Source organism: Pseudomonas sp. RIT-PI-S (assembly GCF_025642975.1).
In the GTDB taxonomy this organism is placed as follows: Bacteria; Pseudomonadota; Gammaproteobacteria; order Pseudomonadales; family Pseudomonadaceae; genus Aquipseudomonas.
Genome location: NZ_JANZKJ010000004.1, coordinates 1 through 24,139, shown reverse-complemented (window position 1 = coordinate 24,139; position 24,139 = coordinate 1). Strand labels below are relative to the sequence as shown.

Below are 24,139 nucleotides of genomic sequence, written 5' to 3'. Positions count from 1 at the left end.
GGATCAAATACCCCAGAGGATCTGCACACCCCAGACGAAGTAGGCGAACATTGCGACGCCACATACCGCCTGGAACAGGAAACGCACAACAGTGGCCGACTTGCCCAGCGCCATGGGCGTGAGGTAGTCGGTGGAGATGGTCCACATGCCAACCCAGGCGTGGGCGCTGAGGGCGACCAGGGCCAGCAGGCTGAAGATGCGCATCCAGTTACTGGAGAACAGGGCGTGCCACTGGGCGAAGTCGAGCCCGGGGTGAGCCACCAGGTAGCCAATCAGGAAAACGAAGTAAACCGCGAGAACGACGGCTGAAACCCGCTGCGCCATCCAGTCGTAGAGGCCCGAACGGGACAGGTTAGTGACGTTGGTTACCATATCCAGACTCCCGCCAGAACGATCAGCACTACAGAAACAACGATGACGATCTTGGAGCCCAGCTTGCCGCCCTCGAGCGTCTCGCCCACGCCGGTGTCCATGATCAGGTGGCGCACGCCGGCCACCAGATGATAAAGCAGGGCGGAGAGCAGGCCCCACATCACGAGCTTGGCCAGCGGACTGGTCAGATACGCCTTCACCTCGCCAAAGCCTTCCTCGGAACCCAGCGATTTACCCAGCGCGTACAGCGCTATGGCAATGCCGACAAAGAGGATGACACCGGAAATGCGATGGAGAATGGACGTGTAAGCAGTGACGGGGAGTTTGATGGTCCTTAGGTCTAGGTTTACAGGTCGTTGGCTATTCACGGCTTTTTTCACACTGAAGAGCCCCTAGCAAGCAGGGCAAAGTTGTAGGGAAGTGTACTGGTCAGGTACCCACCACCCGGGGAGTGACACGACAGCGGAACGGGCCAAAAAGCCCCTGACGGTCGGACGCCGAGTATAGACAGTTAGGATACTAATGACAACGTAAAGGACTGTTTCGCAACACGCGTTGCAAGGCCTGCGCAAAAGGCGTAAATGGCAAACAAAAGAGCCTCGAATGCCGCTGGCGCGGGCACTGCGCGGCGGGCCTCTGGCAAATTGACTTTAGGATTTATCACACTATAGTGGTGCGGGCCCTGCGTGGGGGGTCTGTCTGATGATTTGAAGCATTAATAGGAGGCCACATGGCTGACAAAAAAGCGCAGTTGATCATCGAGGGCGCAGCCCCCGTCGAGCTGCCGATTTTAACCGGCACCGTTGGTCCCGAAGTTATCGACGTGCGGTCCCTCACCGCGACGGGTCGTTTTACGTTCGACCCCGGCTTCATGTCCACCGCCTCGTGCGAGTCGAAGATCACTTACATCGACGGTGACCAGGGCATACTGCTCCACCGCGGCTACCCCATCGAACAGCTCGCCGAGAAATCCGACTACCTCGAAACTTGCTATCTGCTGCTCAATGGCGAACTGCCTAATGCCGAGCAGAAAGCCAAGTTCGTCGGCACCGTGAAGAACCACACCATGGTGCACGAACAGTTGAAGACATTCTTCAACGGTTTCCGTCGTGACGCCCATCCCATGGCCATCATGTGCGGCGTAGTGGGTGCGCTCTCGGCGTTCTACCACGACTCGCTCGACATCAAGAACCCGCAACACCGGGAAATTTCCGCGATTCGCCTGATCGCGAAGATGCCGACGCTCGCGGCCATGGTTTACAAATACTCCATGGGGCAACCCATGATGTACCCGCGCAACGACCTGTCATATGCCGAAAACTTCCTGCATATGATGTTCAACACCCCGTGCGAGATCAAACCGATCAGCCCGGTGCTGGCCCGCGCGATGGATAAGATCTTCATCCTCCATGCCGACCACGAACAGAACGCATCGACCTCCACCGTACGGCTGGCTGGCTCCTCCGGAGCCAACCCGTTTGCCTGTATCGCGGCCGGTATCGCTGCGCTGTGGGGCCCAGCGCACGGCGGCGCGAACGAAGCGGTATTGTCCATGCTCGATGAAATCGGTGACGTGTCGAACATCGACAAGTACATCGCCAAGGCCAAGGACAAGGACGACCCATTCAAACTCATGGGCTTCGGCCACCGTGTTTATAAGAACTTCGATCCACGCGCCACGGTAATGAAGAAGACCTGCGACGAAGTACTTGCCGAACTGGGAATCAAGAACGATCCGCAACTGGAACTGGCGATGCGTCTGGATGAGATCGCGCGCAACGATCCTTACTTCAAGGAACGCAATCTGTACCCGAACGTAGACTTCTACTCGGGCATCATCCTGAAAGCCATCGGCATTCCAACCAGCATGTTCACGGTAATCTTTGCCCTGGCTCGCACCGTTGGCTGGATCTCTCACTGGAAAGAAATGCTTTCCAGCCCTTACAAGATCGGCCGCCCTCGCCAGTTGTATACCGGCGAAACTCAGCGCGATGTGAAAACACTCGAAACTCGCTGATCCGAGCAAATAAAAAAGGCCGCCTCAAAGGCGGCCTTTTTTATTCATCGCGCAATGATCAAGGCTGTTCCGCGCGGGCCTTCAGACCCTTGAGCGTATTGAAAGGCGCATCGATCACAAACTTGTTGGCAACGAAAGACGGGACACTACCACCCGGCTCGGTGTGGACTTGATAAGTCACCACGGTAGTATTAGGCCCCTTGGGCTCCAACTTCCAGAAACCGTCGACCTGCGCTACCCGAACGAAGCCCTTCTCTTCCGGCATATACGTAGGCACGCCCTTGAGTTTACGCGTGACGCTGCCGTCGACCCCTTCCACGGTGGTGACCTGCAACACCGAGTCCCGCGGCGTTACCGGCCAGGGCGTGTTGAACTGAGTGTAGGTCCAGCTATCGGCACCTTCATGCTTAAGCAGCTTTTGCGCCTTGCATTCGTGAATCCAGGCACAGGCGCCCGTGACATCTTCCTGCAGCGCCCGCACCTTGGCGACGCTGGCATTGATCGTGGTAACGCCTTTGTAGGCCTTGTAATCGGACCCCGGGACGGCGCTCAGAGAGACAGTGATACCGTCCTCTTGCTTGGCTTGCTGCCAGTCCTCGGCAGTGGCTTGCGCCGCAATCCAGGGCAGCACGCAAAAGGCGGCCACTCGATACATCGCTCTCATAGGTTTTCCTTTTTGTTCACGAGATGCTGTTCGCTGCCCCCTGGCTACGGGTTTCACCCTCGAGCCAGGTCAGAATTCGTACGGCCTCGGCGTTATCGCTGCCGCAGAAGGCCTGATCCGCCTGGAAGGCACTGCAGACCGCTGGCCGCTCAGGCCGGCCAAAGATCATGCAAAGGTTGTCCAGCCCAAGTTGCACGCAGCGCTCCCCCGCCGGCTTGCCCGCAGGCATGCCAGGAATGGCGGATGAAATGGAAGGGGCGATACAGCAAGCACCACAACCAGCACGGCACAACATGACAGGACGGCTCCAAGCAGGGCAATGGGATGACGCCGGTCGATAGTAACCGCCTAAACGCTCGTTTGAAACCACTGTTCGCCCAAGCGGGCTCACTGCCTGAACTTGAAGTCCAGCGCTGCGCCTTCAACGTCCCGGCGGGCGTCGTTACGCAGCTGTAGGTCCATTTCATTGGTGAGCAGCCGGCCATTGAGCTGGAAGGGCTCCCCTGCCCCCTCCTTGGGGGCAAACAAAGAAGGCAGGATGGGCTTGCCATCGGCCTTGCCATCGGGCGCAGCCTGCGCGCTCGGAGCTTGCGGCTGGGTGCCCTCCTTCCCCGGCGGCTGCAACTGGCCGACCATATCCTTGGGCAGGGTAAGGTCGAGCTTCGCCGGAGGAATGTCCGTGGCGATCACGTCGGCAGACTTGCGAGACTTGTTCTTGGTCGCCACCTTCCTGGCCGGCGCTGAACCCTTGGCCGTTGCTTTTGCTGGCGCCGCGCCCCCTGCCTTGCTCGTTGCCTTGACGGAGCTCTTACCAGCAGCTTTGCCACCACTCGCCGTGACCGGCTTGGCAGGAAGTGACGCAGGGTCGGCAACCTGGTTCCCGAGGCTGAACTGCTCCGCCGTACCCGCGAGCACCGGCGCAGCGCCGAGTAACGGCACGAGCATACCCAATAGGCAGAGCACAGGCTTTATGCAGTTCATGACGATTACGCCACCCACGTTCAGACACCTTATGCTCGCCCCGGCCAAGGGCCTTGGCAAGAGGAGCGTACGCAGGATTTGACCTTTCAGAACCAACCGCCGTTCCCGGTCTCTTCGCACAGCTGGGTCGCCAGCACACCCAGTGTCATCAACGCCCGCTCAGCCTCGCGATTCCAGGGAATGCCGCAGTTAAGGCGGATGCAGTGGTTGAATTGCTCGGTGTTACTGAAGATCAGCCCCGGCGCGATACTGATGCCCTGCTCCAGCGCCCGCACGTGCAGCTCCTGGGTGTTGACCCGGCCGGGCAGGCTGACCCACAGGATAAAGCCGCCATGTGGGCGGGTCATTTGGGTGCCCTGGGGGAAATGCTGTTGCACCGCCAGCTGATAGGCGGTGAGGTTCTTGCGGTATTCCTGGCGAATATGCCGGAGATGCCGGTCGTACCCACCGTTTTCGAGGTAGCTGGCGATTGCCATCTGAGTAACGCTGCACGCCGAATGGGTGCTGAAGGTTTGCAGGCGCTGGATTTCCGCCTGATGCTTGCCGGCGATCATCCAACCGATGCGTACGCCAGGGGAAAGGGTTTTCGAGAAGCTGGAACAATAGATCACGTGGCCGTGACGGTCATAGGCCTTGAGCGCCTTGTGGTGCCCCTGATCGAACATCAGCTCGCCATGAATGTCGTCCTCGATCACCTGAATGTTGAACTCGGCCACCAGGCGCAGCAGTTGCTTCTGTCGCTCTTCCGGGACTATCCCACCCAGCGGATTGCTCAGGCGCGAGGTCATCATCAGGGCCTTGATCGACCACTGGTTAGCGGCCAGCTGCAGCGCTTCCAGGCTGATGCCCGCGGTCGGGTCACTGGGAATCTCGATGACCTTAAGCCCCAGCAGATCCGCCAGCTGTAGCAGGCCGTAATAGGTCGGCGACTCGGCGGCGATCAGGTCGCCGGGCCGGGTAACGGTGCGCAGCGCCATTTGCAGAGCGTCCACGCAGCCGTGAGTGATCACCAGCTCGGATGGGTCCACGACCACGCCGGCGTCGCGCATGCGAATGGCAATCTGCCGGCGCAAGGGCTCGTAACCAGGGCTGAACATATAGCTGAACGCCCGCGGGCTCTGGAACCGGGTGACCTTGGCGATCTGCTGATGCAGGGCGCGGACCGGCAGGTATTCCACGTGAGGAACCGCCGCGCCGAGGGCGAACACGCCATCACGGCGGGATTCATCCAGCACTTGCTGGATGATGCTGCTGCGGGTCACCAGGCCTGGCCGCTCGACCCGTGCGATATCGGGCGTGGGCGCCGTCAACGCTGGCGTCTGGTGCACGTAGTAACCCGATTGAGGGCGAGCGCGAATCAGGCCTTGGTCTTCGAGGTTAGCGTACGCCTGCAGCACCGTGGCGTGGCTGACGTTGAGCTGAGCGCTCATCTTGCGCACCGACGGCACGCGCTCTCCTGGCTGGTACACACCTTTGCGGATGTCTTCTGCCAACTGTTGGGCGATACGCTGGTAAAGCAAGAGGTTGGTCATGGCGCAGGTCTTCGGCACTGGAACAGTATGGAACTGTACGGGAACAGTTCCCCTCGCCCGCAAAGAATAACGCCAGCGGGCATCCAGCGCGAGCGCCCGGGCCACTACTTGTAGCGGGGCGGCCCGCGACGCTGCCACAACGCTCAGGTTGCGGCAGCCATGCCGCTTCGCAAGCAAATTGGCAACGCCTAACCGGGCACGCCGATCTTTGGAAGCAGTGCAGGCCTCAGCGCTTCTGCCCGAGAGCGCCCTGACGGTCGGAGATCACGATTTCGACGCGGCGGTTCAGGGCCCTGCCCCGCTCCGTTGCATTGGCTTCCACTGGATACTGGTCGCCATAGCCTTCGACTTCGATGCGCTTCTCTTCGATGCCCAGGTCGACCAGCATGTCCGCCACCGCCTGCGCACGATCCCTGGAAAGCTTGAGGTTTTCCTCCGCCGCCCCCGTGCTGTCGGTATACCCCTCGATGCGAATGACGCGCTTTGGGTTCACTTGCAGAAACTGCACCAGCTTGAGCAGGGTGCGGTTGGCCGAAGGCTTGAGGTCCGCTTCTCCCGTGTCGAACAGTACATCGCCGAGGGTCAGCACCAGGCCGCGGTCCGCATCGGTCGTGGCCAGCGCAAGCAACTGGTCCTCCAACCATTGCCCTTGGCGCTGCACACTCAGCAGCTTCGATTCACGCAATGCCAGCTGCAAGCGCTCGCGCTCGAGCTGCTGCTTTTGCAGCTTGTCCTGATTGGCGGCAGCTTCGCTATGGGCGAGCGCTATCTCGCTGTAGCGGCTGCTGAGGTACGCGTAGTGACGCACATCATCGTTCGCCCCCCAGTAGCCGGACAGCCGTTCAGCGCGGGCCAGCGATTCCCCCGCGCGGATCACGTCCTTGGGCGCATAACGCAGGACTTCAGTGTTGTCCCGCACGCCCTGGAAGTGGCTCGAGGCCTGCGCCAGCGCGTCGTCGGCGGCATGGGTAGCGCAGCCTGCCAGGCCAAGGGCCAGGCATCCCGCCAGCAAGGGGCTCACGGTTTGGCGCAGCCGGGTCATTGCACGTCCCCCAGCTGTTTGTGCAACCGCTGGATGCGTGCATTGACCTGGGCCAACTGCTCGCGGCTCTTGCGGGTCAACTCGTTGGCTTCAGCCAGCCGAGCGTCCAGCTCCGCCTGCTCCAGCGCCATGCGGGCTGCCTTATTGTGGTGGCCGGCGATGTCTGCCCTGGCTTGCACCGTCTTGCTCAGCGCGCCAGCCAGGGGCTCGCTGTCATCGGCCGCGCCTACCGCTCGGGCTTGCTCGATCGCCTGCTCGGTCAGCCGCAGCTGTTCGTCGGGGGCGGGAGCAGTGGCGCAGCCAGACAGGGCCAGCAAAGCGCCGGCGAAGATAAATCGTTTATTCACGCAGTGTTTCCTATGGTTTGACCGCTCCGGCGCCGGCGGCAGCCTGCTGCTGGAGCTTCCAGCGCTCGGCATTGCGCTGCAGGATCGCCTGGATCCCGCCGGAGGCGGCCAATTCTGTCATTTTTTTTGAGAGCTGTCCGCGCAGCCAGCCATCGTTACAGGCTGAGTCTTGAGCGAGTGCCAGGTGAATGCCGGGGCGATCCACTGCCAGCTCATGGGGGATCAACTGACCTGTCAGGCCCAATGCCGCCACGGCCGCCGCGCCGGCATAACGGGGCGCGATAGCGTATTCGGCCTGGCCGAGCATCAGTTGCTGAAGGGTCCGGGTGAGGTTCTCCGCCGGGTGTAGGTCCAGGTGGGTGGTGGCAAAGTTGCTGAAACCAGGGCTCAACCGAGCTTTTGCCGAGATCAGGCCGGGATGCCCCGCTAGGTCGGCCAGAGTGCCGACGCTCATCGAAGCGCCCTGCCGGGACCAGACGAGATAATCATTGAACGCCAACGGAGGGTATATGTAATCGAAGTGTTCCAGGTCGGCCGTGCTCAACACTGCATCGGCCAGGATATCCATGCGGCCGGTGCGCACTTCGTCCATGGCCTGGGAGCGGCGGCCGGCATACACCACGCTGATCTTGAGGCCAAGCTGGGTGGCGACTTCGTGCAGCACGTCCACGCTGGCGCCAATCAATCTGCCGGGGTCGGCCGGGTCGCGCCAGGCGTAGGGCGGTGCGTCCGGGCTGGCGGTCGCCACCAGGCGCTCACAGCTGCCTGCTGCCCAGCCGAGCGAGGGCAATAATGCAAGGCATACGAACCAGCGCGACACAGAAAACATGTTCAGACCAGGCTCCAGGGTTGGACTGCCGCCGAGTGTACAGACGCAAGCCTGGGGTGGCTACGCGGCAGCCGCGGCAAAAAAAAGCCCGGGCAATAGCCCGGGCTCATGACTGCGACAGCGTGGGATCAAACCAGTTTTTCGAATTCTGGAATGATTTCGAACAGATCACCCACCAGGCCGTAATCGGCTACCTGGAAGATCGGAGCCTCTTCGTCCTTGTTGATGGCGACGATGACTTTCGAATCCTTCATGCCGGCCAGGTGCTGGATCGCACCGGAGATACCGACGGCAATGTACAGCTGCGGCGCGACGATCTTGCCGGTCTGGCCGACCTGCATGTCGTTGGGCACGAAGCCTGCGTCGACCGCGGCGCGCGAGGCACCGACGGCAGCACCGAGCTTGTCGGCCAAGGCGTACAAGTGCTTGAAGTTGTCGCCGTTCTGCATGCCGCGGCCGCCGGATACGACGATCTTGGCAGCAGTCAGCTCAGGCCGGTCAGACTTGGCCAGTTCTTCGCTGACGAAAGCCGAGAGGCCCGCGTCCTTGACCTCGGCCACGTTCTCGATGGCGGCCGAACCGCCCTCGGCGGCAACCGGATCAAAACCGGTGGTACGCACGGTGATAACCTTCACGGCTGCGCTCGATTGCACGGTCGCGATGGCGTTGCCGGCGTAGATCGGGCGCTTGAAGGTATCTGCGCTTTCAACGGCGATGATTTCAGAGATCTGATCGACGTCCAGCTGGGCGGCCACGCGTGGCAGGAAGTTCTTGCCGTTGGTGGTGGCGGGCGCCAGCACGTGGCTATAGCCCGAGGCCAGGGAAACGATCAACGGAGCAACGTTCTCCGGTAGCTGGTGCGCGTAGGCCGCGTTATCGGCAACCAGCACCTTGGCCACGCCGGTAACTTTCGCGGCGGCTTCGGCCACGGCGCCAGCGCCCTGCCCGGCCACCAGTACGTGGACATCGCCACCGATTTTCTGAGCCGCGGCGACGGTATTAAGAGTGGCGCCAGCCAGTGCGCCGTTTTCGTGTTCAGCGATAACCAGGATAGCCATTTAGATTACCTTCGCCTCGTTCTTCAGTTTTTCGACCAGTTCGGCTACCGACTTGACCTTGACCCCAGCGCTGCGGGTCGCCGGCGCTTCGACCTTGACGGTCTTGTTGGTGGAGGTCGTCGACACGCCCAGGGCCTCGGGAGTGAGGGTCTCCAGCGGCTTCTTCTTGGCCTTCATGATGTTGGGCAGCGACGCGTAGCGCGGCTCGTTGAGGCGCAGGTCGGTGGTAACGATCGCCGGCAGGTTGAGCGCGACGGTTTGCAGGCCGCCGTCGATCTCGCGGGTGACGTTGACCTTGTCACCGGCCAGCTCGACCTTGGAGGCGAAGGTCCCCTGGGCGTAACCGGTCAGCGCGGCGAGCATCTGGCCGGTCTGGTTGTTATCGCTGTCGATGGCCTGCTTGCCAAGGATGACCAGCTGCGGCTGCTCTTTATCGACCACGGCCTTGAGGGCTTTGGCGATCGCCAGCGAGCCCAGCTCTTCGGCGGTGTCTACCAGCACGGCGCGATCGGCGCCCAGTGCCAGGGCAGTACGCAGTTGTTCCTGAGCGGTGGCCGGGCCCACGGTGACCACGACGACTTCAGTGGCAACCCCTTTTTCCTTCAGGCGTACGGCCTCTTCCACGGCGATCTCGCAGAAGGGGTTCATGGACATCTTGACGTTGGCAAGATCGACCCCGGAGTTGTCCGCTTTCACGCGGACCTTGACGTTGTAATCGACCACTCGTTTGACAGCTACAAGAACCTTCATGGATTCCTCGTTACTCTCCGGTGAATAAAATGTCGCAGGGCAGGCCATGCGATCGCTCTTGGCACGGCCCGCAGTCCGGCGGCGGCATTGCCGCGACAGCCGAAACCCGCAAGCTGACCGGTGGCGCCTCTCGCAGGCACTGACCAGCAGCGTAGCAGGCCACTGCGGATCGCCCGTCCCAAAGCCTTGGGCCCGGAAGCCGTCACACAGCGCGAAGCCAGCCATCGCGGGCGACAGCTGGCTTGAAACCGCCCGTATCTTGACCGTATAGCAAAACCCGGTCAATACGCGGAACTGGCCAGTCACGCGGGGCGCCGCGGCGATTTTATGGGGCCACGGAGAATTCAAACAAACGTTTGATTTGGACCACCCGCATGGTGTAGATATAATGCGCCACCAGCGGCGAGCGCTTGTGTCGCCCGCCGTGTAGTGCAAACCGTGCGATCGCTACAGGCCTGGCCAACGTGCCGTCCTGCCCTTATTAGAAAAAAACCGTACTTGCCTGTGTTAGGAGAGAACCTGTGGAACGCGAATACATGGAATTCGACGTGGTCATCGTCGGGGCTGGCCCCGCGGGCCTGTCCGCTGCCTGCCGTATCAAGCAGAAGGCCGCCGAAGCCGGTAAGGAAATCAGCGTCTGCGTGGTAGAAAAAGGCTCCGAGGTCGGCGCCCACATTCTCTCCGGCGCGGTGTTCGAACCGCGCGCGCTCAATGAGCTCTTCCCGAACTGGCGGGAGCTCGGCGCGCCGCTGAACACCCCGGTCAAGCGCGATGACATCTACCTGCTCAAAGACGCCGAGGGCGCGCGCAAGATTCCCGACGCTTTCGTGCCCAAGACCATGCACAACCATGGCAACTACATCATTTCCCTGGGCAACCTCTGCCGCTGGCTTGGCCAACAGGCAGAAAACCTCGGCGTGGAGGTGTACCCAGGCTTCGCCGCCCAGGAAGCGCTCATCGACGAACAGGGCGTGGTTCGCGGCATCCTCACCGGCGACATGGGCGTGGACCGTGAAGGCCATCCCAAGGAAGGCATGTTCACCCCTGGCATGGAGCTGCGCGGCAAGTACACCCTCTTCGCCGAAGGCTGCCGCGGTCACATCGGCAAACAGCTGATCAAGCGCTACAACCTGGACAGTGACGCCGACGCGCAGCATTACGCCATCGGCCTGAAGGAGATCTGGGATATCGACCCCGCCCGTCATGAGCAGGGCCTGGTGGTGCACACCGCTGGCTGGCCGCTGGACGATGCCAACCCAGGCGGCTCCTTCCTCTATCACCTGGAGAACAACCAGGTCGTGGTGGGCCTGATCGTCGACCTCTCCTACAGCAACCCGTACCTGTCGCCTTTCGACGAGTTCCAGCGCTACAAGCACCATCCGGTGGTCAAGCAATACCTCGAAGGCGGCAAACGTGTGTCCTACGGTGCCCGAGCGATCTGCAAGGGCGGGCTGAACTCGCTGCCCAAGATGGTGTTCGCTGGCGGCGCGCTGATCGGCTGCGACCTGGGCACGCTGAACTTCGCCAAGATCAAGGGCAGCCATACCGCGATGAAATCCGGCATGCTGGCAGCGGACGCGGCGGTCGAGCGCCTGCTCGCCGGTAGCGAAGGCGGCGATGTGCTTACCAGCTACCCGGAAAGCTTCAAGGCCAGCTGGGTATACGACGAGCTGTTCACCAGCCGTAACTTCGGCGCTGCCATTCACAAGTTCGGCGCGGTCAAGGGCGGTGCTTTCAACTTCATCGACCAGAACATCTTCGGCGGCAAGCTGCCCTTCACCCTGCGTGACAACAAGCCGGACTACGCTTGCCTCAAGCTGGCGGCAGACTCGAAGAAAATCGATTATCCCAAGCCCGATGGCAAGCTGAGCTTCGACAAGCTGAGCTCGGTGTTCCTCTCCGGGACCAACCATGAAGAAGAGCAGCCGTGCCATCTCAAGCTGGCCGACCCAAGCATTCCGATCGCCAAGAACCTGCCGCTCTATGACGAGCCGGCACAGCGCTACTGCCCGGCCGGGGTATATGAAGTGGTGACCAAGGAAGACGGCGAAAAGCGCTTCCAGATCAACGCGCAGAACTGTGTGCATTGCAAGACCTGCGACATCAAGGACCCCGCCCAGAACATCACCTGGGTGGCACCGGAAGGCTCGGGCGGGCCGACGTATCCCAATATGTGATGGACAGGACGGGCGCTGCCGCCAGCCAGCGCCCCTTCCGCTACCGCTGGCTCGCGGGCTTTGCCCGCTCCTCCAACTGACCGCATGACGCTAGCCTGGAACCCCGGGAATCCTTCACCGCCGCCGATCGCGGCTCTGCACCGTCAACTCCAAGGCCTTTTGCATGTCCAGGCGTGCTGAACGGCCGACGTCTGGGTGGTTGAGGTCGAAGTTGCGTTCCGACGGCAAAATGGGCGCGGTCAGGTCTTCGCCGTCCATCGGTTCGAAATCGTCTTCGGCGCCGATCGGCATGGCGCTGCGCCGCAGCAGCGTGCGCAGCTGCCGGGGCGTAAGGTGGGGGTTGATCGACAGCATCGCGGCTACGGTACCCGCTACCATTGGCGTGGCGAACGAGGTCCCGCAATGGACCGAGCCTTCGCCCTCGGCGCCCGGGTCCGCGCCGTGGGTGCAGGCGGCGGCGGAGATGTCCACACGCCGGTCGAGGTTGGACGACTCACGACGCACGGCGTAATCGGGGCTGTCCACGGGCAGCTCCGGCTGCTCGCCGCGCTGATGCCCGCCCACAACCAGCAATTGGTCGGTCACGAAAGACGACGGCAGCCGGTATTCATCCTGGCCAGCGGCCGCCGCGGCGTTGCCTGCGGAATTGATCACCACCACATCAGGGTGTTTGGCCTTGAGCCAGCGGAAGAACTCTTCGAGCAATTCTTCATAGCCTGCCATGGCGATGCCGGAACGCACCTGGGTATCGGCCTCGGCGCCTTGCACCGTCTGGGTACCGACCCGGTGCAGGCCCCAGCTCCAGTTGAGGATGCGCGCGCCGTCTTCCACCAGGTTGACCGATGCCGCCACGTTGGCGGTAATGCCCGCGTCCGAATCCCGGTCCACGATTACCTCAAAGCCCTTGCTCACGCCATCCAGGCCGCGCAAGAAGCCGGTATTGCCGCCCTTCTGCCAATGCGCCAGCAACACCGCGGCCACCGTCGAACCGTGCGCGGCAGGGCCCTGAGCATCGCGGGCATACAAACAGGTGCGGGGCAGCGCGCAGGGGCCAACGTATTCGGCGAAGTCCGCCGAGTCGAAGTCCACGTTGCGCTCGATCACCCCGATTCTCACCGCGCTGGGCTCGACCGGCGCGCCACGGGCCGCCACCCGCCGCCGATAGTAGTTGACCGCATCGGCAAAGCGGTTAGCGGCCCACTCATCGTGGCTGCGGTCATCGGCCGGCACCTCGCGCTCGCCCTCTTCAGCCTCGGTCTCCTCGATCACCACCGCGTCCACGCTCAGCTCATGGCCCAACCGCAGCAGCAGCGCATCGCGTTCGATCAGGTTCTTCACTGGCAGGCGCAGCTGCCAGGTATTGAGCGCGGGTATGCCGCCGACCACGCTGGCGCCGTACTTCTGCGCCAGTTGACGGGCCTGGTCGAGGCCGTCGTAACGTTCCTCGATGATCACGCTCACCAAGTTCAAATAAGTGCTAAGGCCTTCGGCGTTGGTCGCCAGTTCGTTGGGCTTGGCCGCCAATACATGGTTGCCGGCCATGCTCAGCCACACGCTGTTGCTACTGCGCCCGCCCTCCTCCAAGCGGACCGGCCCACTGGCGTCCTTGCCGGTTTCCAGGGTCAGCCGCAGATGGTCGCCCTCTCGCTCGCTGCTTTTGGCCGCGCCGCCGAGCCACACCTGCACCGGCCCGCTCGACAAGCCGCTGGCCTTGAGGCAGAACACCTGATGCTGGGTATCGAGCAGATCGCGGCAACGTTCCAGGCGCTCCAGGCGCAGCGGCGTTTCAGCCCGCACGCCCGAGGCCAGCCCACACAGCAGGAGAAAAAGCAGCCAGCGTCGTTCCATGATTCGGCCTTCTTGTACGGGCATTTTGCTGGTGTGACTGCCAGCCGTACCGCTTGGTTCAGCCGCCGAGTTCGTGGCTCAAGGCAAGGGCGGCCGCCTGCACCGCCGGGGTCAATGCATGCATTCGCTCCAGTGACATGTAGGGCACGGTGCTTGCCACGCTGATGGCCGCGACTATCCGCTTGCTCGCATCACGTACCGGCGCGGCCACGCAACGGATCGACGGTTCGTTGTCTTCCAGGTCGAACGCGTACTGGCCCGCCACATAAACCTGCATCCGCTCATGGAAGGCTTCCCAGCCCGGCTCCTCCCTGCCCGCCCAGACCGCCGCGGGCGGCGGTTGCCCGTCGAACAGCCGCCGCCACTCCGCTTGCGGGCTGTCGAGCAACAGGGCCTTGCCGATCCCGGTACGGGTCAGGGGCATGCGCTGGCCTACCCGCGAGCGCATTTCCGGGCCGTTGCGGCCGGGGTTCTTGTGCAGGTACAGCACCTGGTCGCCGTCGCGCATCGCCAGGTGGACCGTGTCTCCGCTGAGCGCCGACAGCTCGTCCAGCCAAGGGCCGGCGAGGACTGCCAGCGGCAGCTCATCCCGGGCCTGAAAACCCAGCTCGATCAAGCGCGGGCCGAGCCGGTAGCCGATAGTGGCGCTGACCCGCAGATAACGCTCTTCGACCAGGGCGCTGGCCAGCCGATGCGTTGTGCTGCGCGTGGTGCCAATATGCGCGGCGATGGCCTTGAGGTCGCGGGCCCCGGCGGCCACCGCCTGGATGACGGCCAAGCCCCGCAGCAGTGTCTGGGTGCCCGTGGGCGGGGTGGCGGGCGAGTCGCTTGGCATCATCGGTTCAACCTGGGCAAAAAACAGCGCGCATTATCCGGCGCACAGGGTGTGCCGTCATCATGGGGCTTCGATTCGCTCGACCTTGCCCACCAGCACCACATAGCAGAGCGCGCCCACCAGGGCCGTGGCGGCCACGTAGGTGATGGCCGGCGCGAAGGAGTCGCCGGTGGCGAGCAAGCCGATGATGATCGGGGTGACGATCGCCGCCAGGTTGCCGATGAAGTTGAACACTCCGCCGGTCAAGCCAAGCAGCCGCGCCGGCGCCAGGGTGGACACCAGCGACCAGGTGATCGACGCCAGGCCGTTGCCGAAGAACGCCAACGCCAGGCAGGCGATGACCATGGGAGTGGAGTCGAACCAGTTGGCGCCGATGATGCTGGTGGAAATCAGCAGCCCGCCAATGATCGGCACCTTACGCGCCAGCCCGACGCTGGCGCCGCGGCGGATCATCCAATCCGAAAACAGCCCCGAGCACAACACGCCAACGAACGCTGCCAGGAACGGCACCGAGGCCAGCAAGCCAGACTTGATAAAGTCCATCCCGCGGTATTTCACCAGGTAGGTCGGGAACCAGGTGAGGAAGAACCACAAAGTGGAATTCAAACAGAACTGGCCAATGTAGATCCCCCACAACTTGCGCTGGGTGAGCACGATCTTCAGTTCGCCCAGGTCGATGCCACGCGCCTTGGGTTTGCCGGCGATATCCACCAGGCCGCCGCCCTGCTCGATCAAGGCCACCTCGGCGGCATTGGCGCCACGGAAGGCGCGGGGCTCGCGGTACAAGGCATACCAGGCCAGTGCCCAGGCAACACCTACACCGCCGGTGATCACGAACACCATGTGCCAGCCATAGGCTTGCTGCAGCCACGCCAGCACCGGGGTGAGGAACGCCAGGCCCACGAACTGGCCGGAGGTATAAAAGCCGATGGCGGTAGCCCGCTCGCGCTCCGGGAACCAGGTGGTGACCACGCGGCTGTTGATGGGATAAGCCGGGGCCTCCAGCGCGCCCACCGCCATGCGCAGCATGAACAGGCCGACGAAGCTGCCAACGAAGCCCAGCGCCAGGGTGGCCACGGACCACAAGGCCAGGGCCACGCTATAGAGGATGCGCGGCGGTACCCGGTCCACCAGCCAACCGCCGGGAATCTGCATGGCGGCGTAGGTCCAGCCGAACGCCGAGAACACCAACCCCACATGGGCGGGGTCCAGCCCTAACTCGCTGGTGAGCGCCGGCGCGGCGATCGACAAGTTGGAGCGGTCCAGGTAGTTGATCACCACTGTGATGAACAGCAGCACCATGATAAAGAACCGCTTATGGCTCGGGCTGGCCAGTGCGGCGCGGGTGGCCGCGGGGTTTGCTGTGTGGGTTTGCATGGCTTGGGCCTCTTGTTTTTATAGGGGTGGACGTTGGGATCACCGCCAGGGGCAAGCCGCACTCACCATTCGGCGAAGCTGCCGTCGGCGTGGCGCCAGATCGGGTTGCGCCAGCGGTGACCGACGGCCGCGCGCTCACGCACGTACTCCTCGTTGATCTCGATGCCCAGGCCCGGGCCATTGGGGATCTTCACGAAGCCGTTGTCGTAGTCGAACACCTCCGGCTGGCGGATGTAATCGAGCAGGTCGTTGCTTTCGTTGTAATGGATGCCCAGGCTCTGCTCCTGGATGAAAGCGTTGTAGCAAACCGCGTCGAGCTGCAGGCAGGCAGCCAGCGCGATGGGCCCCAGGGGGCAGTGCAGCGCCAGCGCTACGTCATAGGCCTCGGCCATGGCGGCGATCTTGCGGGTTTCGGTGATGCCGCCCGCATGGGAGGCGTCCGGCTGGATGATGTCCACGTAGCCTTCGCTGAGCACCCGCTTGAAGTCCCAGCGCGAGTACAGGCGCTCACCGAGGGCGATCGGCGTGCTGGTCAGCGGCGCCAGCTCCTTGAGGGCCTCGTAGTTTTCGCTGAGCACCGGCTCTTCGATGAACATCAGCTTGTAGGGGTCCAGTTCCTTGATCAGCACCTTGGCCATGGGCTTGTGCACCCGCCCGTGGAAGTCCACGCCGATGCCCACGTTAGGGCCGACCGCGTCACGTACTGCCGCCACGCTGGCCAAGGCGCGGTCCACTTTCTCGAAGCTGTCGACGAACTGCATTTCCTCGGTGCCGTTCATTTTCACCGCGGTGAACCCCCGGGCCACGGCCTCTTGCGCGGCCTTGGCGGTTTCCGCCGGGCGATCGCCGCCGATCCACGAGTACACGCGGATGCGCTCGCGCACCTGGCCGCCGAGCAGGGCGCTGACAGAAACGCCCAAGGCCTTGCCCTTGATATCCCAGAGCGCCTGGTCGATGCCGGCCAGGGCGCTCATATGCACCGCCCCGCCCCGGTAGAACCCACCGCGGTAGAGCACCTGCCAGTGGTCTTCGATGTTGCGTGGGTCCTTGCCCACCAGATAGTCGGCGAGCTCTTCCACGGCGGCGGCAACGGTATGCGCGCGCCCTTCCACCACTGGCTCGCCCCAGCCACAGATGCCTTCATCGGTTTCGATCTTGAGGAACAACCAGCGCGGAGGAACGATAAAGGTGCTCAGTCGGGTGATTTTCATCGGGTGTCTCTTTTATATCGATGGAAGGAGAAACCAAAACCGGGGCCGGTCAGTGTGCCTGTCGCCAACCCTGCATATAGGCATCCGCGCGCTCGCGCACCGCGGCGGCCGTCATGCCCGGTTTGAACAGCCCTGACCCCAGGCCGAAGCCCGCTACACCGGCCTCGAGAAAAGGCCCCATGTTGCTCGGCGTGATGCCACCTACCGGCACCAGTGCAGTGCCCTTGGGCAACACCGCCAGCAGTGCACGGACCACCGCCGGGGTAAGCGCTTCGGCCGGGAACAGCTTGAGTACGTCGGCGCCCTCCTCGAGCGCGGCGAATGCCTCGGTCGGCGTGACCACGCCCGGCGACAGTTGTAGGCCCGCCGCCTTGGCCGCACGCATCACTTTGCGATCGCTATGGGGCATCACGATCAGCTCGCCTCCCGCGTCGCGCACCTCCAGCACGGCCTGCTCGCTGAGCACCGTGCCGGCCCCGATCAGGCAATCGGCGGGCAGCCCGTCGCGCAGTGCGCGGATGCTGCGCAGCGGATCTGGGGAGTTAAGAGGTACTTCGATCACCCGCAGGCCGCTGGCATACAGCTGCTGCCCCACGGCCAGCGCTTCGTCAGGCCGTACCCCACGCAAGATAGCGATCAGGCCGTTGTTGGCCATGGCGTCTTTAAGCAACATGCAAAAGCTCCTCGATCAGGGTTGAACCAGCCCAGCGGTGGTCGCCAGCAGCCACAGGCCACGCTCGGTCGCTTGCTCGGCCACCTGCACGTGGGCAAAGCCACAGGCATGCAGCGCACGTTGGTAGCGCTGGCACAGCGGCGCGCTGCCGATCAGCACAATGCCCGGCAAGGGTGCTCCGCTTTTGCCGACGGCTCCGGCCAGGGCGGCGATTTCATGGCCGATCATCAGGCCGGAGAGGTAATCGGGTTGTTCGGTGGGTGCCAGGGCACCAGTCAGCCCTAGAGTGCGGGCACTGAACAGCGTGGCCAGCACCCCCAAGCGCCCTTCGGCAGACGTCGCCACCGCGACGCCTCGGTCGAAGGCATGGGCCTGGAAGCTGTCCGGCCGCTGCTGGGTGCGGCCCAGTATGGTATGGGCACAGGCGGCGGCATACAGCTCGCCGGTCATGAAGGTGTCGAAATGGCGGATGCAGCCTTCGTCCGCGCGCACCCATTTGCTATGGGTACCGGGCAGGCCAATCAGCGGCGGCTGGCGGTCAGCGCTATTGGCGAACGCTTGAAGCAGCCCAAGCACCTGGGTCTCTTCCCCGCGCATCACATTGGGCAGCGCGCCCTGCTGCAGCACGCCCGGCACGATATGCAGGGCCCCGCCGCCCTGGAGCGACACTGCGAGCATGCGCTGGGCGAGGTCCCCAGCACTGGCTGGGGCCAGGCAATAAGGCACTTCGTGCCAGCCCTGAGCGCTGCCGATCATCCCGCAGGCGATCAACGGCAACCCCGGCTCATCCCGCCGCCAGTCCCCGCAGGCTTCGTCCAGGGCTTGGTCAAAGCCGCCGCTAGGCACTTGCATGATGCCCAGCGGCCGCTCGCGCGTTTCCAAAACCCGGCCGCCGGCGCCAAAGCGGTAGGCGCGCAGCGATGAGGTGCCCCAGTCCAGCCCGATCAAACGTGCCTGCATCGCCTCACCTGTTATTTTTGTGTGAGTTGAAAAGTCAGACTATAACGCTCGCGCGGCAGATATCTCAACATATAGATTTTAGTCCCACATTGTGGGAATCAATGTGGAGAAGACATCCGCCAACTCGCGAACCTATTGCGCATCAGAATCAGCCGGGTAAACGAGGTTCGCGAGCGGGCGCTCGCGCCTACAGATCCTGGGTTTGTAGGAAGCCGCGACGCCCTTGCAGGCCGCCGGTATGGACAAACACCAGGCGAGTACCGGGGCTCAGGTGCCCGGCGAGGGTGTGATCATGCAAAGCCATCAGGGCCTTGGCAGTGTAGAGCGGTTCCAGCGGCAGGCCGCTTTGGGCCTCGGTGGCCTGCATGAAAGCCAGCAAGGCGGCATCGGCTTTACCGAAGCCCCCGCGGCTAGCCTCATGCCAGTGGTAGCCAAACTGGCCTACCAGTGCCTCAACGTTGCGTTCGGCACCCTGGCCGGAACGCACGGCCAGGGCACCGTGCACTGGCCGCCGCCCGCGCTCGGCGTGCACCAGCCCGGCCAGGGTGGTACCGGTGCCTGCGGCCAGCCACCAGGCGTCGAAACCCTCCCAGCCGAGTTCGGCCAGTCGCGCCTCGGTCAGGCTCAGCAGTTGTGAACAGCCTTGCATGCCCGGCTCGCAGGCGCCGCCTTCCGGGACGGCCAGCATGCCAGGGTAACGTGCCAGCCACGGCGCCCAAAAACCGGGCTGGTGGCGCGCTCGATACCCGCCGTAGCCCAGCCAATGCAGGCGCATGCCCATGGCGTGCAGGTCATCGGTGGTCGCCGTGTGTCGCGGCTCGCCACGCAGCAGCCCTACGGTGTGCAGGCCCTCGCGGGCGCCCGCGGCGGCCAGGGCGTGCAAGTGGTTCGACCACGGCCCACCGAGGCTGATCAGGCCGGCGGCGCCGCTCTGCCGGGCCTGCTCCAGCCAGGGCCGCAGCTTGAACCACTTGTTGCCGCTGACCAGCGGGTCGATCAGGTCCAGCCGCAACACCGCCACTTCTACCCCCGCCGCGGCCAGCCAGGGCAGGCGCAGCGGTTGCAGCGGTGGCTGGGCGAGGCCGGTGGCGATCACAGCGCGGCGGCGAGGCGCGACCCTTGGTTGATGGCGCGCTTGGCGTCCAGCTCGGCGGCCACGTCGGCGCCGCCGATCAGGTGCACGGAGATGCCGGCGTCGCGCAGGCCTTGCTCCAGTTCGCGCAACGGGTCTTGCCCGGCGCACACCACCACGTTATCGACGGCCAGCAGCTGCGGCTCGCCCTCGCCTACGCGGATATGCAAGCCCTGGTCATCGACTTTCAGGTATTCCACCGAGTTGAGCATCTGCACCCGCTTGCTCTTGAGCCCGGCGCGGTGAATCCAGCCGGTGGTCTTGCCCAGGCCGTCACCGACCTTGCTCGCCTTGCGTTGCAGCAGCCATACCTGGCGCGCCGGCGGGCTCACTTCACCGCGCACCCCGGCCACGCCACCGCGGGCCTCCAGCGCCGGGTCGATACCCCATTCACGCCAGAAGGCCTCCGGGTTCAGGCTGCTGACGGTGCCCTGGTGAACCAGGAACTCGCTGACGTCGAAGCCGATGCCACCGGCGCCGATCACCGCCACGCGCTGCCCCACGGGGCGCCGGCCGAGCAACACGTCCAGGTAGGTCAGCACCATGGGGTGGTCGATCCCGCTGATCGGCGGCACGCGCGGAACGATGCCGGTGGCCAGGATCACTTCGTCGAAGCCACCCGCGACCAGTTCCTCGACGCCCACGCGCTGGCCCAGCACAACGTCCACCCCGGTGGTGTCCAGCTTGCGGCGGAAGTAGCGCAGGGTTTCGTTGAACTCTTCCTTGCCGGGAATGCGCTTGGCGACGTTGAACTGGCCGCCGACCTCGCTGGAGGAATCGAACAGGGTGACCTTGTGCCCACGTTCGGCCGCCACGGTGGCTGCCGCCAGGCCCGCGGGGCCAGCGCCCACCACTGCGACGCGGCGCACCGCCTGGGCCGGCAGGTACAGCAGTTCGGTTTCGTGGCACGCCCGCGGGTTCACCAGGCAACTGGTCAGCTTGCCGGCGAAGGTGTGGTCCAGGCAGGCCTGGTTGCAGGCGATGCAGGTGTTGATTTCGTCCGCGCGGCCTTGCGCGGCCTTGGCCACGAACTCGGGGTCGGCCAGGAACGGCCGCGCCATGGACACCATGTCCGCCTCACCCTCGGCCAGGATCTGCTCGGCCACTTCCGGGGTGTTGATGCGGTTGGTGGTGATCAGCGGCACCTTCACAGCCCCGCGCAGCTTGGCGGTCACCCGGGCGAAGGCAGCACGTGGCACCTTGGTGGCGATGGTGGGGATACGCGCCTCGTGCCAGCCGATGCCCGTGTTGATGATGGTCGCGCCGGCCGCCTCCACCGCCTGGGCCAGCTGTACCACTTCCGGCCAGTCGCTGCCGCCTTCGATCAGGTCCAGCATGGACAGGCGGAAGATGATGATGAACTTCTCGCCCACCGCCGCGCGCACCTGGCGCACGATTTCCACTGCCAGGCGCATGCGGTTTTCGTAGCTGCCGCCCCATTTGTCGGTGCGGTGGTTGGTCCAGGCGACCAGGAACTGGTTGATGAAGTACCCTTCCGAGCCCATGATCTCGACGCCGTCGTAGCCGGCTTGCTGGGCCAGGCGCGCGCAATTGACGAAATCGGCGATCTGCTTCTCGATGCCAGCTTCGTCCAGCTCGTGGGGCTTGAACGGGTTGATCGGCGCCTGGATCGCGCTCGGCGCCACCAGGCTGGGGCTGTAGGCGTAACGCCCGGCGTGGAGGATCTGCAGGCAGATCTTGCCGCCTTCGGCGTGCACCGCCTCGGTGACCACCCGGTGGTGCTCGGCCTCCTCCGGGGTGGTCAACTTGGCCGCGCCCTTGTACACCCCGCCTTCCTGGTTCGGCGCGATGCCACCGGTGACCATCAGGCCAACGCCGCCGCGGGCGCGCTCGGCGAAGTACGCCGCCATGCGCTCGAAGCCGCCCTTCACTTCCTCGAGCCCGGTGTGCATCGAACCCATCAGGGTGCGGTTGCGCAGGGTGGTGAAGCCCAGGTCAAGTGGGGCCAGCAGGTGGGGATAGCGTTCGGTGGTCATCGGTTACTCCGCATCAGGTCCGCGGCAGCTCAATACGGCGCCTACGGTTATGGCTGCGACAGTAAAGAGCACGGCGCAGTCGCTCAATGATCACAACTAACAAGTCGTTGATCCAAATGCACAGGGTGCTACCCTGTGGGCCATTGTCCGCCCTGCCTGGCCCGTTATGCGCAAAATCGCCCTGCTGCTGTGTTCCACCGTCCTGCTGGCCGGCGTTGCCGCCTATGCCTGGTGGACTACCCAGCGCCCCGTTGCCCACTACCTGTCGGACCTGCGCATTCAACTGCTGGTCAACCAAGGCAGCGCTGGCGCGGCCGGCAACCTGCTGGGCCTGCAGCCGCGCATGGCGCCGGCCGATTACCAGGATGCCCGCCGCCTGCAAATGAAGTTCGAGGCCTATCTGCGCCAGGCCCGTGCCCAGGGCCTGCTGGGGCCCCGAACCATCGTGGTGCTGCCCGAACACATCGGCACCTGGCTGTGGCTGAGCGGCGAAAAAGACGAGGTATACCAGGCCGACCACCTGAGTGCCGCCAGCGGCTGGCTGACCTTGAGCAACCCGCTGCCCTTCCTGCGCGCCTGGGTCGGCGGCCATGGGCACAACCGCTTCAGCGAGGCGCAACTGCGGATGAAGGCGGCACGCATGGCCGACGACTACCAGCGGGTGTTCGGCGGGCTGGCGCGGCAGTTCGGGATCACCTTGATTGCCGGTTCCATCGTGTTGCCGGAGCCGAGCCTGCGAGAGGGTCGCCTGGTGGTGGGCGATGGCCCGCTGTACAACGTCGCGGTTACCTTCGGCAGCGATGGCCGCCCGCTGGCCGAACCCCTGCGCCAGCATCAGGTTCGCTTCCGGCGCTTTCTCAGCGCGGGGCCGGCGCCGGCGGTGCAAGTCCTGCAAACCCCCGCCGGCGCCGTGGGCGTGGCGGTGGGCGAGGATGCCTGGGCGCTGCCGGCACAGGCCGAGCTGCACGCGGGTGGCGCGCGGGTGCTGGCAGTCCCGGCGTTCATGGCCCGCAGGGTGGGCAAACCAGCGCCTTCGGTTAGCCTGGCGCCGCTGACCGACGTGGCGCCGGCGGGCATGGTGGTGTACCTGCACGGGCGCTTCTGGAGCCACCTGGGCTTCGGCGAGGGCTATACCTGGCAGGCTGGGCAACGGCTGCAGGCGCCGCTGCAAGGCAGAACCGCGGGCGACGCTGCCGGGATGTTCAACCTGTGGCTGTGAAGGCCGCCCATCTGCGCCTCGGCGAGGTGTCGGTGGGCCTGCTACAGGCGCTGGCCGGCGCCCTGCGCGAGCATAGCCACAGCCCGGAGCAGCTGTTGGAACAGTACGGTTTCGACAGCGCCCGCCTGGCCCAACCCGGCGCCACGCTGTCGATTGCCCGCTACATGCGCCTGGGCCATGCGGCCATCCAGCTCACCGGTAACCCGGCCTTGGGCCTGGCCATGGGCCGCGCCGCCCGCCTCGCCCAGGCCGGCCTGGCCGGCGTGACGGCGGCCCAGGCGCCCAATGTGCGCGAGGCCGCGCGGGCATTGATCCGCTTCGAGCCGCTATACGCCACCAACTACCGCGGGCAATCGAGCTTCGAGGAAGACCCGCGCGGCGCCTGGCTGAATTTTTACTCCATCAGCCCCTACAACGACTTCAACCGCTTCGTGGTGGACTCACTGCTCAGCGGTTGGCTGCGGCAGTTGTCCGCAGTGGCCGGCCAGCCGCTGAGGGCCGAGCAGCTGCAGATGGAATTCCCCGAACCGAATTACGCCACGGCCTATGTGGAGCTAAGCGAAGCGCCGGTGCAGTTCGCCGCCAGCGCCAACCGCCTGCGGCTAGGCCAGAGCGCGCTTGGCCTGCGCAATCCGGAACACTGCCCAGGCACCTGGCAGCAGTTGCTGGGGCTTTGCGAAGAGGCTCTGGCACGGCAAACCCGCACCCGCAGCCTGACCGAGCGCATAGCCGGGCTGCTCGGCCCGCTGCTGGAGGGCCGCCGGGAGCCCGACCTGGAGCAAGTCGCGGCGCGGTTGAAAATGCCGCCCTGGACGCTGCGCCGCAAGCTGGCCGAGGAAGGCACAGGGTTTCGCGACATCCTCAACCAGACCCGCCGCGACCTGGCCCTGGCGTATATCCGGGACACCGAACTGAGCCTTGGGGAGATTGCCTACCTGCTGGGTTTCACTTCCACCGAGGCGTTCCAGCGGGCCTTCAAGCGTTGGGCCGGCCAGCCGCCGGGGGCGTATCGGCGAGGCTGCAAGCCGCAGTTCATCTCGTAGCGCCGGGCCAGGCCGCTACGGGGCTGGGGCGGGCTCGGTGGGCGCTTCAGGGCTGATAGGCGCAGGGTCGGCTGG

General features: G+C 64.4%; 23 protein-coding genes. 4 read left to right on the top strand and 19 right to left on the bottom strand.

The window, feature by feature from the left end:
• Positions 1-3: 3 nt before the first annotated feature.
• Positions 4-372: a succinate dehydrogenase, hydrophobic membrane anchor protein gene (gene sdhD, locus OGL93_RS07880; RefSeq protein ID WP_263261980.1), complete on the bottom strand. Its 369-nt coding sequence runs from the start codon at positions 370-372 to the stop codon at positions 4-6.
• Positions 366-752 (bottom strand): succinate dehydrogenase, cytochrome b556 subunit, encoded by a 387-nt coding sequence (gene sdhC, locus OGL93_RS07875; protein ID WP_263261979.1) that lies wholly within the window; start codon positions 750-752, stop codon positions 366-368. The genes sdhD and sdhC overlap by 7 nt, the downstream gene beginning before the upstream one ends.
• A 350-nt stretch (positions 753-1,102) precedes the next feature.
• Here sdhC and gltA point away from each other — a divergent pair, with 350 nt between their 5' ends.
• Complete coding sequence (gltA, locus tag OGL93_RS07870; protein ID WP_263261978.1) at positions 1,103-2,389, top strand: citrate synthase; 1,287 nt, start codon at positions 1,103-1,105, stop codon at positions 2,387-2,389.
• A 58-nt stretch (positions 2,390-2,447) separates the two neighbouring features.
• On the opposite strand, the gene OGL93_RS07865 is transcribed toward gltA, so the two are convergent.
• The 9 genes from OGL93_RS07865 to OGL93_RS07825 form a co-directional block, all read right to left on the bottom strand.
• On the bottom strand, positions 2,448-3,044 hold the full coding sequence (locus OGL93_RS07865; protein ID WP_263262328.1) for an START domain-containing protein: 597 nt from the start codon (positions 3,042-3,044) through the stop codon (positions 2,448-2,450).
• Between the two features lie 25 nt (positions 3,045-3,069).
• Entirely contained in the window at positions 3,070-3,348 is a 279-nt protein-coding gene (locus tag OGL93_RS07860) for a YkgJ family cysteine cluster protein (RefSeq protein ID WP_263261977.1), read from the bottom strand.
• A gap of 92 nt (positions 3,349-3,440) precedes the next feature.
• Entirely contained in the window at positions 3,441-4,130 is a 690-nt protein-coding gene (locus tag OGL93_RS07855) for a translation initiation factor 2 (RefSeq protein ID WP_263261975.1), read from the bottom strand.
• Positions 4,121-5,566 carry a PLP-dependent aminotransferase family protein gene (locus OGL93_RS07850; RefSeq protein WP_263261974.1) on the bottom strand — a complete coding sequence of 482 codons (1,446 nt, stop codon included), beginning with the start codon at positions 5,564-5,566 and terminating at the stop codon, positions 4,121-4,123. The genes OGL93_RS07855 and OGL93_RS07850 overlap by 10 nt, the downstream gene beginning before the upstream one ends.
• A gap of 226 nt (positions 5,567-5,792) precedes the next feature.
• Positions 5,793-6,608, bottom strand: coding sequence for an OmpA family protein (locus tag OGL93_RS07845; RefSeq protein ID WP_263261973.1), 816 nt, complete (start codon positions 6,606-6,608; stop codon positions 5,793-5,795).
• Positions 6,605-6,955, bottom strand: a complete 351-nt coding sequence (locus OGL93_RS07840) for a DUF4398 domain-containing protein (RefSeq protein ID WP_263261972.1) — start codon at positions 6,953-6,955, stop codon at positions 6,605-6,607. Before OGL93_RS07840 ends, OGL93_RS07845 begins: the two co-directional genes overlap by 4 nt.
• A gap of 10 nt (positions 6,956-6,965) precedes the next feature.
• A complete protein-coding gene (locus OGL93_RS07835; RefSeq protein WP_263261970.1) occupies positions 6,966-7,784 on the bottom strand; it encodes a transporter substrate-binding domain-containing protein in 819 nt (272 codons plus the stop codon).
• 128 nt (positions 7,785-7,912) lie between these two features.
• A complete protein-coding gene (locus OGL93_RS07830) occupies positions 7,913-8,842 on the bottom strand; it encodes an FAD-binding protein (protein WP_263261968.1) in 930 nt (309 codons plus the stop codon).
• Entirely contained in the window at positions 8,843-9,592 is a 750-nt protein-coding gene (locus OGL93_RS07825; RefSeq protein ID WP_263261967.1) for an electron transfer flavoprotein subunit beta/FixA family protein, read from the bottom strand. It lies immediately after the preceding gene.
• A gap of 521 nt (positions 9,593-10,113) precedes the next feature.
• Here OGL93_RS07825 and OGL93_RS07820 point away from each other — a divergent pair.
• Entirely contained in the window at positions 10,114-11,769 is a 1,656-nt protein-coding gene (locus OGL93_RS07820; protein ID WP_263261966.1) for an electron transfer flavoprotein-ubiquinone oxidoreductase, read from the top strand.
• Positions 11,770-11,883: 114 nt separating this feature from the next.
• Here OGL93_RS07820 and OGL93_RS07815 read toward each other — a convergent pair whose 3' ends face one another.
• The 8 genes from OGL93_RS07815 to OGL93_RS07780 form a co-directional block, all read right to left on the bottom strand.
• Positions 11,884-13,617 carry a S8 family serine peptidase gene (locus tag OGL93_RS07815; protein WP_263261965.1) on the bottom strand — a complete coding sequence of 578 codons (1,734 nt, stop codon included), beginning with the start codon at positions 13,615-13,617 and terminating at the stop codon, positions 11,884-11,886.
• Positions 13,618-13,675: 58 nt separating this feature from the next.
• The gene (locus tag OGL93_RS07810; protein ID WP_263262327.1) at positions 13,676-14,452 is read right to left on the bottom strand and encodes an IclR family transcriptional regulator; all 777 of its coding nucleotides are present in this window, start codon (positions 14,450-14,452) and stop codon (positions 13,676-13,678) included.
• Positions 14,453-14,512: 60 nt separating this feature from the next.
• The gene (locus OGL93_RS07805; RefSeq protein WP_263261964.1) at positions 14,513-15,829 is read right to left on the bottom strand and encodes an MFS transporter; all 1,317 of its coding nucleotides are present in this window, start codon (positions 15,827-15,829) and stop codon (positions 14,513-14,515) included.
• A 62-nt stretch (positions 15,830-15,891) separates the two neighbouring features.
• On the bottom strand, positions 15,892-17,040 hold the full coding sequence (dgoD, locus tag OGL93_RS07800) for a galactonate dehydratase (protein WP_263261963.1): 1,149 nt from the start codon (positions 17,038-17,040) through the stop codon (positions 15,892-15,894).
• Positions 17,041-17,089: 49 nt separating this feature from the next.
• Complete coding sequence (locus OGL93_RS07795; protein WP_263262326.1) at positions 17,090-17,710, bottom strand: 2-dehydro-3-deoxy-6-phosphogalactonate aldolase; 621 nt, start codon at positions 17,708-17,710, stop codon at positions 17,090-17,092.
• 18 nt (positions 17,711-17,728) lie between these two features.
• Positions 17,729-18,673, bottom strand: coding sequence for a 2-dehydro-3-deoxygalactonokinase (locus tag OGL93_RS07790; RefSeq protein ID WP_263261961.1), 945 nt, complete (start codon positions 18,671-18,673; stop codon positions 17,729-17,731).
• Positions 18,674-18,860: 187 nt separating this feature from the next.
• On the bottom strand, positions 18,861-19,766 hold the full coding sequence (locus OGL93_RS07785) for a pyridoxal-phosphate dependent enzyme (RefSeq protein ID WP_263262325.1): 906 nt from the start codon (positions 19,764-19,766) through the stop codon (positions 18,861-18,863).
• Positions 19,766-21,802, bottom strand: a complete 2,037-nt coding sequence (locus tag OGL93_RS07780; RefSeq protein ID WP_263261960.1) for an NADPH-dependent 2,4-dienoyl-CoA reductase — start codon at positions 21,800-21,802, stop codon at positions 19,766-19,768. Before OGL93_RS07780 ends, OGL93_RS07785 begins: the two co-directional genes overlap by 1 nt.
• Before the next feature lie 166 nt (positions 21,803-21,968).
• Between OGL93_RS07780 and OGL93_RS07775 the strand changes: the two genes are divergently transcribed.
• Both OGL93_RS07775 and OGL93_RS07770 read left to right on the top strand, forming a co-directional pair.
• Complete coding sequence (locus OGL93_RS07775) at positions 21,969-23,021, top strand: carbon-nitrogen hydrolase family protein (protein ID WP_263261959.1); 1,053 nt, start codon at positions 21,969-21,971, stop codon at positions 23,019-23,021.
• A complete protein-coding gene (locus OGL93_RS07770) occupies positions 23,018-24,064 on the top strand; it encodes an AraC family transcriptional regulator (protein WP_263262324.1) in 1,047 nt (348 codons plus the stop codon). The genes OGL93_RS07775 and OGL93_RS07770 overlap by 4 nt, the downstream gene beginning before the upstream one ends.
• Positions 24,065-24,139 lie beyond the last annotated feature (75 nt).

What these genes read in the sequence shown, in the direction of transcription:
- OGL93_RS07780 (WP_263261960.1), bottom strand. Translation starts at nt 21,802, where the DNA reads ATGACCACCGAACGCTATCCCCACCTGCTGGCCCCACTTGACCTGGGC.
- sdhD (WP_263261980.1), bottom strand. Translation starts at nt 372, where the DNA reads ATGGTAACCAACGTCACTAACCTGTCCCGTTCGGGCCTCTACGACTGG.
- OGL93_RS07865 (WP_263262328.1), bottom strand. Translation starts at nt 3,044, where the DNA reads ATGTATCGAGTGGCCGCCTTTTGCGTGCTGCCCTGGATTGCGGCGCAA.
- OGL93_RS07860 (WP_263261977.1), bottom strand. Translation starts at nt 3,348, where the DNA reads ATGTTGTGCCGTGCTGGTTGTGGTGCTTGCTGTATCGCCCCTTCCATT.
- OGL93_RS07830 (WP_263261968.1), bottom strand. Translation starts at nt 8,842, where the DNA reads ATGGCTATCCTGGTTATCGCTGAACACGAAAACGGCGCACTGGCTGGC.
- OGL93_RS07835 (WP_263261970.1), bottom strand. Translation starts at nt 7,784, where the DNA reads ATGTTTTCTGTGTCGCGCTGGTTCGTATGCCTTGCATTATTGCCCTCG.
- dgoD (WP_263261963.1), bottom strand. Translation starts at nt 17,040, where the DNA reads ATGAAAATCACCCGACTGAGCACCTTTATCGTTCCTCCGCGCTGGTTG.
- OGL93_RS07810 (WP_263262327.1), bottom strand. Translation starts at nt 14,452, where the DNA reads ATGCCAAGCGACTCGCCCGCCACCCCGCCCACGGGCACCCAGACACTG.
- OGL93_RS07775 (WP_263261959.1), top strand. Translation starts at nt 21,969, where the DNA reads ATGCGCAAAATCGCCCTGCTGCTGTGTTCCACCGTCCTGCTGGCCGGC.
- OGL93_RS07825 (WP_263261967.1), bottom strand. Translation starts at nt 9,592, where the DNA reads ATGAAGGTTCTTGTAGCTGTCAAACGAGTGGTCGATTACAACGTCAAG.
- OGL93_RS07845 (WP_263261973.1), bottom strand. Translation starts at nt 6,608, where the DNA reads ATGACCCGGCTGCGCCAAACCGTGAGCCCCTTGCTGGCGGGATGCCTG.
- OGL93_RS07805 (WP_263261964.1), bottom strand. Translation starts at nt 15,829, where the DNA reads ATGCAAACCCACACAGCAAACCCCGCGGCCACCCGCGCCGCACTGGCC.
- OGL93_RS07790 (WP_263261961.1), bottom strand. Translation starts at nt 18,673, where the DNA reads ATGCAGGCACGTTTGATCGGGCTGGACTGGGGCACCTCATCGCTGCGC.
- gltA (WP_263261978.1), top strand. Translation starts at nt 1,103, where the DNA reads ATGGCTGACAAAAAAGCGCAGTTGATCATCGAGGGCGCAGCCCCCGTC.
- OGL93_RS07815 (WP_263261965.1), bottom strand. Translation starts at nt 13,617, where the DNA reads ATGGAACGACGCTGGCTGCTTTTTCTCCTGCTGTGTGGGCTGGCCTCG.
- OGL93_RS07850 (WP_263261974.1), bottom strand. Translation starts at nt 5,566, where the DNA reads ATGACCAACCTCTTGCTTTACCAGCGTATCGCCCAACAGTTGGCAGAA.